Raw genomic sequence first — 13,930 nt, 5'->3', positions numbered from 1 at the left:
GCGCCGCGGACCACCATGCATGAGGCCGACGGGGAGCACGAATAACGCCTGACCTCGCTACGGGTTGCAATAGTCGCACCATTGCGGGTCGGCGGTGGCCTGGCCACGCGGTATCCGGGTCCTGTGGGTACAGCGTCCGCAGCCGTGGAGGTCCGCGGCGATCAATGCGGTCGCTGATCTACAGTCGGAACAGGGAACGCCGCGTTCGATGTCTACCTGACCGAACCCAGGTGCTTGACACAGGGAGCAGGGTGTAGCGAGGCGACGAGCCATCTGATAACTCAGCCTGCGAATCGTCTCTGCCCGCGCTGGCGATTTGTGCGCTCGGTAGTCCGGCAGAATCGTGACGGTGGACTGGTCCGTCAGAAGCATGTCGACGGTTTCCTCGAGGTCGCTGAGTTGCGTGAAGTTCTTGTAGACAGTCAGGTGATTATCGTTTGTGCTCTGCACGATCACTCCCTGTTCGGGGAATCCCGCGGCTGACGCGGACGCGAGAGCGCTGTCGGCGTTGTCGACGCGTCTGCCTCCAGGCAGCGCGGAGATATTCACGGCGCCCTCGACGAGTTCCAACCCCAGGGTTTTGTCGATGAACAGGAGAATCTCCGTGTTTTCAACGAGAGGACCGAATCCGGAGCTGAAGCTGCCTTCGGAGGCAAGTCCAAGAGTGGAGCCGGCGATCTGCATACCCAGTCGCGCTTTGGCGCGGGCTGCCGAGCGGGGGCTGAGGGTGCGTGGGATATCGCCGGCGAAGGTCCCGAACTGGTCAGTGTTCAGGCCCCCCGCAGCGCTGACTGTCGCGCCGAGAATGTCGCGGAATGCCTGTTGGGCGAGGTGCTCCTTGCCGTGCATGGTGGCGAAGGTGATCAGGCGCCCGGCATAGTAGGCGTGGGAGGAAGTCATTGGAAGTAGTCGGGCCTTGAGACGTAGGTCTCGGCGACGAACATGACGCCGCTGGAGGTGTTCAGCAGCTCGCGCACGGCGTTGATGAGTTCGTCGGCTTTGTCGGGGGGCAACACGGTGATGAGCATGGTGAGGGTGTCGTACTCGTTGAAGAGCAGGGATCCAGAGTGTTGTCCGTGGTGTCCGATGCCGGAGACACCGGAGACGGAGGTGTACCCGGTGGCGCCGGCGGAGGAAACCAGCTCGCGGATGGCGGGGGCGTCGCGCGCAGGCACGACGATCTCCAGTCGGGTCATCTTGGTGAGATTGTTCATGTGTGTGGTCCTTCCATCGGGGTGGCAGTGGCGGCGGGAGTAGCGGTTGCGGTCGCTGTGAAGCCGTAGGCGGTATAGCGGTGCCAGAGGGCAGCGGGGTGATCTCGTGCGGTGAGGGTGATCCAGTCATTGTCGAAAAGATCTCGCAGGACTTGGTTGCGCGAGATGATCTCTCCGATGCGGGCCAGCGGTGCTTCGACAACGACGGTGAGGCGCATCGGCTCATGGAACAGCTCCGTGCCCAGACCCACGGATTGCCACGGCAGGCCGCGGCGGAGGTCCCCGCTGTGGCCCGAGATCACGCCGAGTGTGCCGATGGCGTTGTGGATGGTTTTCGTTCCTGCGCCGAGAGTGTCGGGGTTCAGGGCTGTGAAGTAGTACTGGTGGTTGATCCACTGCGCCACGACGAGGGGGGCGGTCATGATCGTCTCCAGGGCGGCCCCGGTGGGATCCAGTTCGGTGCGGTAGGAGTGCAGGAACACCCGCCGGCCCAAATCAACGTTCCTGGTTATATCGCGGGGTCCGATGATCATGGTGGCGTTTCCCGCCAACCCGAGCTCTGGATACACCTCAGCCCAGTCGTGGGCACGTCCGCGCAGTCGTGCGGGGGAATGCCGGGGTGATGCTCCCGGTAGGTGCCGGGCGCGTTCGGTCACTAATTTGTCCGCCGCGGTGCGCTGAAGCTGCTCGAAGCGGTCTGCCGAACTCGTGTGGCTGTCGGGGATCAGGTGGCGGTCGAGCACGGTGACCATGTCGCTGACGGTGTTGTGTTCGGCGGCCACGAAGAACGTGTCGAAGGGAATCGGCAGCCCGCGGTCGGTGAGCAGCAGTCGCACCTCGGGGTCGTTGAAGATGGCGGCGGCGGCGCGGGCGTTGGCGTGCCCCGGATTACCGCCGCACGCGCCGCAGTCCAGTGCGGACTGGTAGAGGTTGTTCTCCGATTCGGAGCCGTGACCTGCCAAAACGACCAGCGGGGCGAACTGGGACAGGCCCATCATCCGCAAGGCCGTTTCGGCCAGCGTGGCACGCTCGTCCAGCGTGAACGCGTCCGCGATCGTCACGTCACTGCGCAGGTCCCGGGGCGAGAGGGAGAGGGCGCGCACGATCCGTGCGTGGATGCGCGGGGTGAGGGTGCGCAGGATGCTGATGCCGCCGTAGAACCATCCTGCCGTTTCCGCGAACGCGAACGGTGTCGCCGCTGTCGAGTCCGCCGTATGCACGGCATGCCGCAGGGCGTCTCGGAATTTTCCAGCGGCAACGACTCTGTGTGCTTGTTCGTGGTCGACGGGGATCTCGGTGATGTGGTGGCGCGCGCTCAGCAGTGCCGGGAGCGAGTCGATTGCTCCGCGCGCCTGGTAGCGGGCGAACCGGATGGGGACGCCGAAGAAGCCGGCGAAACCGAACGTCTCGACGGAGGAGCTTTCTTCGAGGTGGCGGCGCAACCCCTCGGACCGGGGGTCGATGCACATCACCAACTGCACGTTGCGGCCGTCCCGGGTCTCGACGGTGGAGCGGAGTGCCCCGATCAGGGCGGTGCGGTAGTTCAGTTCGTAGGCTTTCTGCCAGGTGTACCGCTGGTCAGTTATCGGATGGGTGGACAGAACCCGAGCGACCGCGGCGACGTCCTCGCGGCTCGGCCGTGCGGCGGTAAGCGCCTGCGCAACCCGTTCGGCCCGCAACCAGAACGGTGCCGAGGTCAGCGTGGTGTGGTCGCGCTGTGCCGTCTGTGTTGTCTGGTCGGCTGCTGGGGTAATTCCGAGCGCAACCTGGACCGTGAATCGGACGGCCAGGTACGAGGTCAGGTCGATGTCGCCGACCTTCTCGGCCCGCCATTTGATGTGCCCGACCCACCCGGGCAGGTGCCCGAGTGCGGTCCGAAGGGCACGTGGGACGTCGGCCGCCGTGATGCCGAGGCGTTGCAGGGCGTGCGCCAGCGCCGCGTCCGGTTCGGGCGAAAGTGTGGTGAGGGTGCGCCGAACCGTGCGGGGGAGGGACGGATCGAGGCAGGCCAGGGTTCGCCAGGCCCGGTAGAACCCGTCGGCATGGTGTGGCATGGGCCACGCCGGGTCCGGGCACAGATAGCCGGCAACCCAGACGGCCAGGTATTCATCGAGCCACGTCAGCTCCGCCACCGCAACCGGTTCGGGCTCAGGTGCGGCTGCGACCAGGCGCATATCGAGTTCGGCAACCCGGACCGCGGACACGGCTGCGGTGCCGATCCGCAAGCGTCGGTCGGCCAGCTGGGGGATACGTTCGAGGAGTGCTGCGTCGATGTCATCACGGGTGATTCGACCGCGCTGATAGTCAGCCAGGTAGGCGCTCCCGGGGCGGGTGGTTGCCGCCTCCGCGGTTGTTTCGGTCTCGAATGGGTAAGATTCGCGGCCGGCCAGTGGGTTCACGGCGATGAAGGAGTCCAACGGCCAGGCCGGAACGATGTCGTGGGCGGCGGCAGCGACCTGCGCGCGTAGGATCAGACTCACAGGGGTGCTCCAGTTCTGATGGGGTTACGGGGCAGGGAGGCGGCAAGTGCGGACGTGTAGACACGATCGCGCAGCCAGACCGCACCGGTGCTGCTTCGAGCCAGCAGCTCGACGGCGATCAGGCCGACCGCGGGCAGAACGAGCAGCCAGCCAGGGGCCCCCTGGACCGGCACCCCGGGTTGCAGTGCTCCCGTGAACAGGTGCAGGAAGGCTACGTAGCCGATTCCGACGGCCGCCGTCACCGTGGTGCCGACCACCATCGTGCGGATCGAGAAGTGGGTTGCCAGTGCCACGGCCAGGGTGACGCCGGCGGTCAGGGCGACGAACGCCAACAGGCCGATGCTGGAGGGCGACACGGCGGGGGAGAGCACCAGTTTGGCTGCCACGAGTACGGCAACCGTTACGGTCACGGAGATGGCCACCGCGAGGCCCGCCACCAGGCGTGACGGGGCTGTGCGGGTGGGAAGGTCGCGGTCGGTGGCGTGCTGTCGCACTCCGGTTCCCGCGCCGAGGAAGAGTGTCGATTTGTACAGGGAGTGGGCAACCAGGTGGAAGATTGCAGCCGCGAACAGGCCCAACCCGCAGGCCATGATCATGAACCCCATCTGCGCCATCGTGGAGAATACCAGTCGGCCCTTCACGTCCGGGCGTGCCAGGCGCACCGCCGACGCGAACACCAGGGTGGCCGCGCCCACCACGCAGACGACGATCATCACGGACCGGTGAGGGGCGATCGCCGGCGCGAATCGCAGAAGCAGGATGGCGCCCGCGTTGACCACCCCGGCATGCAACAGCGCAGAGACCGGTGTCGGGGCGCCGAGAGTGAACGGCAACCAGCCCTGGAATGGGATCTGGCTGGATCGGGCCAGGGCGGCGAGGACCAACATTACCGCGAGGGTGAGCTGGGCCGACGCGCTCAGGCCGGACGCACCGGCGCCGAGCTGATCGAAGGACACGTCCCCGCCGGCACCAACGAGCAGCACTGCCACCGCGAGGAGGAACGCGGTGTCGGCGGCACCAAAGCGAACCGCGGTGCGCCACACACCCTCCCGCGCCTGTGCCAGCGGCCAGTAGGTGGCCAGAAGCAGCACAAGTGCGGCGCCGGCGCCGACCCAGGCGCACGCGAACAGGGCCACGGACCCTGCACACACCATCAGCACGGTGAACCCGGTGAGCAGGTTCGCGGTCACCACGAACCAGACCTGACGAGGATCCCCGCGCAGGTAGCGCACGGCGAACCCCTGAATGAGGGAGGACAGCCCCAGAACGATCATCGACATGATCAGTGCCAGGGCATCGAGTTGCAGGCTTGTCTCCCCGAAGCCCACCTGGATTGAACCCGTCCACAGGGTCGACACGGCAATGGCGACGGCTGCCGTAAAGACGAACCCCAGACCGACGACCGCCGCGGCAATGCGAGCAACCAGATCACCGCTCCGGCCGAAACGCCCGGCGATCGCCGCGGCGAGCACGGCAACCCACGGCCCCGCCAGGACCATTGCCACCGTCGCATTCTCGTTCAAAGCTGCTCCTTCTCTCACGATTCATAAAACACGAAAAACATAGCACGCATCGAGTGTCGGGATTCACGTGTGAGGAAACAATGGTCAGTTGGGTGAGAATAGGAGAATGGCTCAGTGGACGTTTTTAACCAATCACGCGCACGTGCTGTTGTGCGTGGCGGAGAACCCGAATGTGCGATTGCGCGACGTCGCGGCCCAGGTGGGCATCACGGAGCGGGCGGCTCAACGCATCGTCACCGAACTCGAAGACGCCGGTTATCTCGAGCGCGAACGGGAGGGACGGCGCAACATCTATCGCCTCAACACGGGAATGCCGCTTCGCCACCCTCTGGATCGTGGTCACCGCATCGGGGAATTGCTGGCCGCCTTCGCCAACCCCGAGGCTGCCCCGAGCGGCCTTGGCCCACAGGGATAGTGGTTTCAGGAGTCCGGGGCCAACCGACGCTAACCGAGCGGGAAATCGCGGGTCTCGCCGGGCGCAAGCACGGCCTCTTTGCCCTCGACCCGTATCCGTATCGGAGCGGCGCCGCCTGCCCGCAGCTGCAGGCGCACGTTGCCGGGAGTCAGCTTCAGCCGGATCGGCTGTTCCCGGTAGTTGATGGCGAAGGTGACCTCCGCGAGCTCCTTCGGCAGCACGGGATGCAGCCAGAGCATGTTCTCCCGGATCTCCAGCCCGGTGTAGCAGCGCACGACCATGTCGATCGATCCGGCCATCGCGCCGAGGTGGATGCCCTCGTGGGTGGAGCCGCCGAGGATGTCGCCAAGGTCGCTGTCGAGGGCCCGGGTCAGATAGTCCCACGACCGTTCCCGGTCGCGCCGGGCGTCCAGCCAGGAGTGCACCACGTTGCTGAGCGTGGAGCCGTGCGTGGAGCGTGCCGAGTAGAACTCGACCGTTCGCACAATCGCCTCCGGCGGCAGTTCGTAGCCCATGGTCTCAAGCAGTTCGCGCAGCTCCTCGGCGGAGAGCAGGTAGAGCAGCATGAGCACATCGGCCTGCTTGGAGAGCCGGTAGTTGTTCGTGCTGTCGCCCTCGGCGTTGAGGATCAAGTCGAGGCGGGCGATCGAGGGATACCGGGCCCGGTAGGCGTCCCAGTCGAACTCGGGCAGGCCCTCGTAGCCCTCGAACTGGCTGATCACGCCGTCGGCGTGGAACGGCACCCGCAGCCGCAGGCTGATCCGGGCCCAGTGGTCGACCTCGTCCGGCCGCAGTCGCAGCCGGTTCCAGAGGGGCCCGCAGTACCGGTTCTGCAACAGAGCCACGGTGTCGACCGCGCGGTGCAGTACCCACGCGGTCATCACGTTCGTGTACGCGTTGTTGCGGAGGCCGTGGCCCGACGCCCCGGGGTAACCGTCGTGGAACTCGTCCGGCCCCATCACCCCGTCAATGTCGTAGCGGTCGTCCACCTCGTCGTAGCGGGCCAGGCTGGCGAAGAAACGAGCCACTTCGAGCAGCATTTCGGCACCCTGCTGAATCAGGAATTCGGTGTTGCCGGTGGACTGGTAATACTCCCAGATGCTGTAGGCCACGGCGAGGCCCACATGCCGCTGGTTCTGGGAATTGTCGGGCATCCACTGCTGGTTCAGCGGGTTGAAGAGGTTCGTCGGGGTCTCCTCACGCCCGTCGATGCCGCTCTGCCAGGGGAACATCGCGCCCTCGCGGCCGATGCCCCGTGCGGCCGCGCGGGCCTCGCCCAGGCGCCGGTACCGGTAGCCGAGCAGGGCGCGGCTCAGGTCGGGGCGGCGCAGGGTGAGAATCGGGTAGACGAACAGCTCGTCCCAGAAGACGTGCCCGCGGTACCCCTCGCCGTGTAGCCCTCGGGCCGGCATGCTCGCGTCGAGGTCGGCGTCGACGGCCGCCACCGTCTGCAGCACGTGGAAGGTGTTCAGGTTGAGCGCGAGCGACTGGTGATCGCTCGCGCGCATGCCCACCGCGAACTCGTCCCAGAGCACCTGCCAGGCCCGTTCGTGCGCCTCCAACAGGTCCGCCGGGTGCGGCAGGCGCCGCAACCAGATGGCCACCGCCCGGGCCGGCGAGGCGATGGCCCGGTCGCGGGAGGTGGTGACGACGACCGTCTTCTCCACCCTGACCGGATGCCCCGGCTCCAGATCCAGGGTGAACTCGTGCGCCACCCAGCCGGCGTCGTCGGTGAGCAGGTGCCGCGGGGGCTCGACCGGCTGCTCGTCCCTCCGCACCCGGGTGCGGGCCGCCAGGGCGATGTGGATGCCGGACTGCGTGGTCTCCATCTCGAGCAGCACGGTCTCGGCGTCGATTTGCGTGCCGGTGTGGGGAATCAGATGAGCGTTGGTGAGAAGCCGGTCGGCGGCAACATTGCGGTTGAAGACCCGGCCCTCGAGGGCCGAGCGCACGGTCACCGGGCCGGTCCAGTCCTCCGCCTCGAACGTGGTGTCGAGCACGGCCACATGCGGGGCGGCCTGGGACACGAACCGCCGGGAGGTCACCCGGGTGGTGCGCCCCGCCTCGTCGCGCAAACGGATGACCCGGGTCAGCACGCCGCGCCGCAGGTCCAGCTCCTGCAGATAGGTGACCAGCTCGGTGTGGCCGACGTCGAACCAGTCCCCGTCGGCCACCCTGAATCCCAGCGGCAGCCAGTTGGGGGCGTTGACCAGGTGCTCGTCTTCGACGGTGCGCTCGCCGAGGGTCGTCTGCACCCGGTTGTAGACGCCGGCGAGGTAGGTTCCGGGGTAGTGCACGCCGTCGTCGGTGGACTCGGCCGCCGCGCCGCGAGTGCCCCAGTAGCCGTTTCCGAGTGTGCAGAGCGCCTCCCGCAGCCCCTCGGTCGCGGGGTCATAGCCGATGTAGCGCAGCAACCACGGGTCGCTGCCGGTCTCGCCTCCGGCCCAGCCGCGGTTCTTCCCGGTCAGAGCGGGGTCCAGGCCGGCCAGGTCCAGGTCGGCGAGGTCGGTGAGCACGAGATCGGCGCCGGCCGAGCGCAGCCGGCTGTCGCCCGTACGCTCCATGCCGATGACCAGGGCGAATCCGCCGCGCGCCGCGGCCTGCACCCCGGCCTCGGAGTCTTCGACGACCACTGTGCGGTCCGGCGTCACGTGCAGTCGCCGGGCCGCCTCGAGGAACAGGGCCGGGTCGGGTTTGCCGGCCAGGCGCATCCGCACGGCGTCGGTGCCGTCGACTGTGACGTCGAATAGGCCCGTAAGGCGCGCCGCGGTCAGCACGGCGGCGCTGTTGCGGCTCGCTGTCACGAGGGCCACCGGCAGCCCCTGCTCTTTCAACCGGCGCAGCAGCTCCAGCGTGCCGGGGAACGCCTGCACGCCGCCGACGGCGAGCTCGCGGGTGAACAGCTCCTGCTTGCGGCCGGCGAGAGCGTCGATGGTCGCCCGGCCATGCGTCGGTTCGATCCCGCGCGAGGCCAGGAACGCACGGATGCCGTCCTCCCGCGCCCGCCCGTCGACGTACCGCCGGTAGTCGCTCTCGATTTCGAACGAAGGCACCGGCGACTTCGTCAGCCCCGGCAGTGCCTCGTCGAACAGGGCCTTCCACGCCCGGGCGTGCACGGCGGCCGTGTCGGTGACCACGCCGTCGAGGTCGAAGATCACGGCGTCGAAGGCGGCGCGGGCCGGGTGCGGCGGCTGGCTCGGCTGGTTCGGCTGGTTCATGGGCGCTCCTCTGGGCCGTGAATGCCTGGCCGTGACTGCTCGGCCCTGAATGTGGACATAGTACGCAGGGTGGTTGGATATGACCCATGACATCCACACCGGACTACATCGACGATTTCGCCGAGTTCATCACCGCCTCCCCGTCGTCGTACCACGCTGCCGCGGAGGTTGCCCGACGCCTGGACACCGCCGGCTTCGACCGGGTGAGCGAAACCGAGGAGTGGTCCGGTGCGCCCGGACGGCGCTACCTCGTGCGCGACGGCGCGGTCGTCGCCTGGGTGCAGCCGGACGGGGCCGGCCCGACGACACCGTTTCGCATTCTGGGGGCGCACACCGATTCGCCCGGTTTCAAGCTGAAGCCGAAGCCGACCATCGGCGCCCACGGCTGGCTGCAGGCCGGGATCGAGGTCTACGGCGGTCCTCTGCTCAACTCCTGGCTCGACCGCGAACTCGAACTCGCCGGCCGCCTCACCACCATCGACGGCACCGAACACCTCGTGCGCACGGGCCCGTTCTGCCGCATCCCGCAGCTGGCCATCCACCTGGACCGGGACGCCAACGCCGGCCTCACTCTCGATCGTCAGCGGCACCTGACCCCGGTGTTCGGGGTGGGGGAAACGAGTCAGGCCGACCTGGTCGGGCATCTGGCGGGCCTGGCCGGGCTGGCGGGAGAGGAGGTCGCCGGCTACGACATCCTCACGGCCGACACGGCCAATCCGGCCCGGTTCGGCCTCGGCCGCGAACTCTTCGCCGCGGGGCGCATGGACAATCTCTCCTCGGTGCACGCCGGCCTGGTCGCCCTGATCGGAGCCCCGGCACCGGCCGGTCAGATCCTGGTGCTCGCGGCCTTCGATCACGAGGAACTCGGTTCCGAGACCCGAACGGGTGCGAGCGGGCCGCTGCTGGGCGATATCCTGACCCGGATCGGGGTAGGACTCGGGGCATCCGTCAGTGATCGCCTGCGCGCCTACGCCGGCTCGTGGTGCGTGTCGGCCGACGCGGGTCACTCGGTGCACCCGAACTACCCGGAGAAGCACGACCCGGCGAACATGGTCGTCGCCGGGGGCGGCCCGCTGCTGAAAATCAACGCCACTCAGCGCTACGCGACGGATGCGGCGGGTGCGGCCCTCTGGGCCCGAACCTGCGCGCAGGCCGGCGTGGAATACCAGGAATTCGTGTCGAACAACACGGTGCCGTGCGGCTCCACAATCGGCCCGCTGACCGCCACGCGGCTCGGCATCCGCACGGTCGACGTGGGTATCCCGCTGCTCTCGATGCATTCCGCCCGCGAATTGTGCCACGTGAGCGACCCGGTCGCTCTCCGGAAGGCGATCGGCGCGTTCTTCGCCTCGGAGGTCTAACGGCAGGCCGCACGTGGCTGGCCGTCGTCGAATTCGTTCGGGGTGCCGCGGGGCGTCACAGCGCGTAAGCCGACTGGCGGACTCCATGCACGGGATGCCCGGAGCGGGACTCCACGAGGTCCTTGTCATCGGCGAGTTCGCAGTCGCCCTCGTGCACGATCACCGGCCAGACGATGCGCCGGTCGGTTCCGACTTGGGCTGTGCCGCCGATCCCGCACTCCCGGCAGTGGACGGTGAGTACCCAGTCGTTTTGTCTCATGCTTGGAGGTTTCCTCACAGAGAGGAAATCATCAAGGGGGTGTACTTTCACCCCGCGATATGCAAAACAGTTCAGCGTATGCTGATGTGGCCCAGAAGGTGCTCGGCAATCGCTCGGTAGCCTGCGTCATTGGGGTGGAAACGATCGCTCGTGCCGCCGAAGACATCCCGTCCGGCGGGGCCGCGATTGGCCTCGATCAGATAGAGGTCGTAGAGGCTGACGAAGGCGCCGCCTTCTCGGGCGCACTCGTGGTCGATGATGTCGTTGTACGCGTCGGTCTCATCCGCGCTGCCCCAGGTGCCAACGCAGACGAGGGGGACGCCCGGAGATTCGGTGTGCACGCGGTCCAGGAGTGACCGGTAGCTGAGCGCGAACTCGTCGGGCGCGGTCTGGTCGAGCACGTCGTTGGTGCCCAGCTCGACCACGGCCAGGTCGAGGTTCTCCGGCACATCGACCAGCCTGGATACCGTGCGGGTGGTGGCACCGGCCCGATTCTTGTGGAATTCCTGAACCGGGCCGCCCTCTGCGAGCGCATCGACCATCAGCGGACGGAAGCCCAGGTCTTGCAGTTCCGCGTTGAGGCCGTAGCTGATCGAATCGCCCACGAACAGCACGCGCAGGGGGCGGTCAGTGGGGCGGGTCACCTGCACGTCCCCGTCGGTCTCCGAGAGGTCGGGGTTGACGGCTGCGAAGATTCCCAGTGAGGTCAGAACGAGGGCAGCCAGCCCGATCACCAGCAGTCGGAAGGGGAAGCGGCGAGTGCGAGTCGCGCCCGTACGCGAGAGGTCAGGGCGCGGAGGCATCCGTGCAGTCTAGGCGGGGTTCTCGGCGGAGAGACGCGCGATACGGGCCCGGGCGGCATCCTCCGAGGTCGACGACCGGCCAAGGAGCAGGCGCACCAGGCGGAGAACGGCTCCGGTGCCCCAGACCACCGGGAGCAGGGAGCGCCGCAGGCCGAGCAGCTCGCGGTATTCGCGGGGGATCGAGGCGACGGCGCCGGCGAACATGACCCGGTAGAAGGGCATCATGGCGGGCCGGAGCGGAGGATTGCGAATGAAGCGCACCGCCTCGGCCACGCGTTCGTCGCTCTTGAGGATGCCGGCATCCTTGAACGCATCCAGCTGTGCCTGCAGTTCGGACGCGGAGCGCGGCGGATTGTGCACGCCGACGAGTTCTCCGGCCTTGGCCCATTCGCGCACGTAGCTATCGGCCCCGCCGGGGATAGGGTCGCCCCAGAGTGTGTGCGAGGCCAGGAAGGCGTCGGTGAAAACGATGTGCACCCAGGCGAGCAGTTCGGGGTCCCCGGCGGCATAGGGGCGCTCGATACCGTGGGCGTCGCGGTAGGTGCCGGTGACCCGGTCGTGGAAGCGCCCCACGCGGGACGACTCGTGCTCGGCCAGGGTCGTGTCGGCGAAGGTCACGGTGACGAGCCACTGAATGGTGCCGGAGAGCCGTCCGAGCGGGTCTTCCCGATAGCGCGACCAATCGTGCACGCCGGCCATCGCGCCGGGATGAAGGGTCTGCATGAGCAGGGCACGGATGCCGGCGACCATCGTCGCCATCCCGCCGTGCACGGCCCAGGAGGCGGAGCCCGGACCGAAGAAGCCGATATCGTCGCCCTGTTCGATTTTTTCGACCCACTGCGGGCGACCAGACCCGTTCCCCGAAAAGGTCACCAGAAGATGCGACCGCCAACTGTCCACGAACCTGCCCATGGTCCGAGGCTAACCCGTCGCGGCTGGGCATCGGCCTCGAACCTTGCGTGCGGCAAAGCATCTAAACTCGAAGCCATGGCAGTGCCTCGCTTTCTGTTCGCCGACCAGCTCGGCCCGCATTTCGACGACGGCGGACCGATCCTGATGGTGGAGTCCGTCGGCGTTCTCGGTCGGCGCCCCTACCATCGCGCCAAGGCGCACCTCATTCTCAGCGCCCTCAGGCACCGGGCCAGGGAGCTCGGTGATCGGGTCGAGTACCTGCGCGCCGAGCACTACCGGGATGTGCTGGCCGGCCGGGACCTCGAGGTGGTCAACCCCACCTCGTGGGGTTCCCGCGCGCTGGTTCACGAGCTCGGCGCGCGGGTGCTGCCCAGCCGCGGCTTCGTGACCAGTGAGGCCGACTTCGCCGTCTGGGCCGCGGGGAGACCGCCGTCCCGGCTGATCATGGATCAGTTCTATCGCCGTGCACGCACGGAAACCGGGCTGCTCATGCGCGGGCCCGATCCCGAGGGCGGCCGGTTCAACTTCGACCACGACAACCGTCAGCCGCCGCCGAAGGGAGCGGTGGGCCTGGGGCTGCCGGACCCCTTCCATCCGGTGGAGGACGACATCGACGAGCAGGTGCGCGCCGACCTCGACCGGTGGCAGGCCGAGGGGCGCATTCGACTGATCGGCGAGGACGGACCCCGCCGGTTCGCCGCCACCCGGGCGGAAGCGCTTGTGGCGCTCGCCGATTTCGTCGAGACGCGTTTGAGCGACTTCGGCCCCTTCGAGGATGCCTCGCTGCTCGGGGATGAGACGATGGCCCACGCCAGGCTGAGCGTTCCCCTTAATTTGGGGCTGCTGCATCCGCGGGAGGTGATCGACGCCGTAGTCGCCGCGTACGAGACCGGGGGAGCCCCACTGCAGAGCGTGGAGGCCGTGGTGCGCCAAATCATGGGCTGGCGGGACTGGGTCTGGCACCTGTACTGGCACCTGGGTGAGGACTACGTGCGGCGCAGCAACCACCTCGAGGCGCGGGTGGCCCTGCCGCGGGAGTTCCTTGAGCTCGATGGCAGTTCCGTGCGGGCGAAGTGCCTCAGCCATGTGCTCGACGAGGTGCGCCGCACGGGCTATGCGCACCACATTCAGCGGCTGATGGTGCTCGGCAACTGGGCGCTGCAGCGCGGTTACCAACCGGTCGAGCTCACCGAGTGGTTCACGAACGCCTTCGTCGACGGCGCCCCATGGGTGATGCCCGCCAATGTGGTCGGGATGTCCCAGCACGCCGACGGCGGGATCGTCGCCACGAAGCCGTATGCCTCCGGGGGCGCCTACATCTCGAAGATGAGCGACTTCTGTGGCGCGTGCACGTTCAACCCGAAGAAACGCCTGGGCGAGAACGCATGCCCGTTCACCGCCGGGTACTGGGCCTTCCTCGACCGGGTGGAGCCACACATCCGGGGCAATCACCGTATGGCGCAACCGCTCGCCGGACTGCGCCGCCTGGTCGACCGGGAAGAGGTCGTCGAGCAGGAGCGTGCACGCACCGAGTGGTGAGCGTCGCCCGCGGGGCGCCTCGTGAGTCCGTCGCGGCCCGTAGGTCAACCACGACACCGTTAGAGTCAAACTTCTCAGAAGGTGACCTGTAACCCGAGCAGCCCTCGACTTCCCCTGAGCGAGCTGCCGCGCAAGTGTGTGGTTCTGTAGGTCAGTCAGAGCTTGAGTCCAGGCACAGGGCGGCGCGGGTCGTGGAAGCCGGCGCA

The 13,930-nt window shown here is 67.7% G+C and carries 11 protein-coding genes; 3 read left to right on the top strand and 8 right to left on the bottom strand.

From position 1 onward, the window contains the following. Positions 1 to 57: 57 nt before the first annotated feature. The 4 genes from E3O28_RS07645 to E3O28_RS07630 are packed head-to-tail and all read right to left on the bottom strand — an operon-like array spanning position 58 to position 5,217. The gene (locus E3O28_RS07645; RefSeq protein WP_134415528.1) at positions 58 to 900 is read right to left on the bottom strand and encodes a DUF6671 family protein; all 843 of its coding nucleotides are present in this window, start codon (positions 898 to 900) and stop codon (positions 58 to 60) included. Beyond that, positions 897 to 1,214, bottom strand: a complete 318-nt coding sequence (locus tag E3O28_RS07640) for a DUF190 domain-containing protein (RefSeq protein ID WP_104099654.1) — start codon at positions 1,212 to 1,214, stop codon at positions 897 to 899. The genes E3O28_RS07645 and E3O28_RS07640 overlap by 4 nt, the downstream gene beginning before the upstream one ends. Beyond that, on the bottom strand, positions 1,211 to 3,694 hold the full coding sequence (locus E3O28_RS07635) for a DUF2309 domain-containing protein (protein ID WP_134415527.1): 2,484 nt from the start codon (positions 3,692 to 3,694) through the stop codon (positions 1,211 to 1,213). Before E3O28_RS07635 ends, E3O28_RS07640 begins: the two co-directional genes overlap by 4 nt. Next, a complete protein-coding gene (locus E3O28_RS07630) occupies positions 3,691 to 5,217 on the bottom strand; it encodes a proton-conducting transporter membrane subunit (protein ID WP_134415526.1) in 1,527 nt (508 codons plus the stop codon). The genes E3O28_RS07635 and E3O28_RS07630 overlap by 4 nt, the downstream gene beginning before the upstream one ends. Positions 5,218 to 5,323: 106 nt before the next feature. On the opposite strand from E3O28_RS07630, the gene E3O28_RS07625 reads away from it, so the two are divergent. Then, entirely contained in the window at positions 5,324 to 5,632 is a 309-nt protein-coding gene (locus E3O28_RS07625; protein ID WP_104099651.1) for a winged helix-turn-helix domain-containing protein, read from the top strand. Positions 5,633 to 5,661: 29 nt separating this feature from the next. Here E3O28_RS07625 and E3O28_RS07620 read toward each other — a convergent pair whose 3' ends face one another. Further along, the gene (locus tag E3O28_RS07620; RefSeq protein WP_134415525.1) at positions 5,662 to 8,850 is read right to left on the bottom strand and encodes a beta-phosphoglucomutase family hydrolase; all 3,189 of its coding nucleotides are present in this window, start codon (positions 8,848 to 8,850) and stop codon (positions 5,662 to 5,664) included. Between the two features lie 86 nt (positions 8,851 to 8,936). On the opposite strand from E3O28_RS07620, the gene E3O28_RS07615 reads away from it, so the two are divergent. After that, a complete protein-coding gene (locus E3O28_RS07615; protein ID WP_134415524.1) occupies positions 8,937 to 10,211 on the top strand; it encodes a M18 family aminopeptidase in 1,275 nt (424 codons plus the stop codon). 55 nt (positions 10,212 to 10,266) lie between these two features. On the opposite strand, the gene E3O28_RS07610 is transcribed toward E3O28_RS07615, so the two are convergent. The 3 genes from E3O28_RS07610 to E3O28_RS07600 all read right to left on the bottom strand — a co-directional run bounded on the left by E3O28_RS07610 (position 10,267) and on the right by E3O28_RS07600 (position 12,185). After that, positions 10,267 to 10,470: a hypothetical protein gene (locus E3O28_RS07610; RefSeq protein WP_104099648.1), complete on the bottom strand. Its 204-nt coding sequence runs from the start codon at positions 10,468 to 10,470 to the stop codon at positions 10,267 to 10,269. Positions 10,471 to 10,541: 71 nt separating this feature from the next. Further along, the gene (locus E3O28_RS07605) at positions 10,542 to 11,273 is read right to left on the bottom strand and encodes an SGNH/GDSL hydrolase family protein (protein ID WP_104099647.1); all 732 of its coding nucleotides are present in this window, start codon (positions 11,271 to 11,273) and stop codon (positions 10,542 to 10,544) included. 9 nt (positions 11,274 to 11,282) lie between these two features. Further along, complete coding sequence (locus E3O28_RS07600; protein ID WP_134401949.1) at positions 11,283 to 12,185, bottom strand: oxygenase MpaB family protein; 903 nt, start codon at positions 12,183 to 12,185, stop codon at positions 11,283 to 11,285. 75 nt (positions 12,186 to 12,260) lie between these two features. Between E3O28_RS07600 and E3O28_RS07595 the strand changes: the two genes are divergently transcribed. Then, positions 12,261 to 13,724 (top strand): cryptochrome/photolyase family protein, encoded by a 1,464-nt coding sequence (locus tag E3O28_RS07595; RefSeq protein WP_134415523.1) that lies wholly within the window; start codon positions 12,261 to 12,263, stop codon positions 13,722 to 13,724. The last annotated feature ends 206 nt before the right edge of the window (positions 13,725 to 13,930 follow it).

It is taken from the genome of Cryobacterium sp. TMT2-14 (assembly GCF_004402465.1).
GTDB classification, from domain to species: domain Bacteria; phylum Actinomycetota; class Actinomycetes; order Actinomycetales; family Microbacteriaceae; genus Cryobacterium; species Cryobacterium sandaracinum.
This window is presented reverse-complemented; position numbering and strand designations above follow the sequence as displayed.

Bases quoted from the DNA above. Each gene is read 5' to 3' on its own strand.
- E3O28_RS07640 (WP_104099654.1), bottom strand. From the start codon at position 1,214: ATGAACAATCTCACCAAGATGACCCGACTGGAGATCGTCGTGCCTGCG.
- E3O28_RS07600 (WP_134401949.1), bottom strand. From the start codon at position 12,185: ATGGGCAGGTTCGTGGACAGTTGGCGGTCGCATCTTCTGGTGACCTTT.
- E3O28_RS07605 (WP_104099647.1), bottom strand. From the start codon at position 11,273: ATGCCTCCGCGCCCTGACCTCTCGCGTACGGGCGCGACTCGCACTCGC.
- E3O28_RS07615 (WP_134415524.1), top strand. From the start codon at position 8,937: ATGACATCCACACCGGACTACATCGACGATTTCGCCGAGTTCATCACC.
- E3O28_RS07595 (WP_134415523.1), top strand. From the start codon at position 12,261: ATGGCAGTGCCTCGCTTTCTGTTCGCCGACCAGCTCGGCCCGCATTTC.
- E3O28_RS07610 (WP_104099648.1), bottom strand. From the start codon at position 10,470: ATGAGACAAAACGACTGGGTACTCACCGTCCACTGCCGGGAGTGCGGG.
- E3O28_RS07625 (WP_104099651.1), top strand. From the start codon at position 5,324: ATGGCTCAGTGGACGTTTTTAACCAATCACGCGCACGTGCTGTTGTGC.
- E3O28_RS07620 (WP_134415525.1), bottom strand. From the start codon at position 8,850: ATGAACCAGCCGAACCAGCCGAGCCAGCCGCCGCACCCGGCCCGCGCC.
- E3O28_RS07645 (WP_134415528.1), bottom strand. From the start codon at position 900: ATGACTTCCTCCCACGCCTACTATGCCGGGCGCCTGATCACCTTCGCC.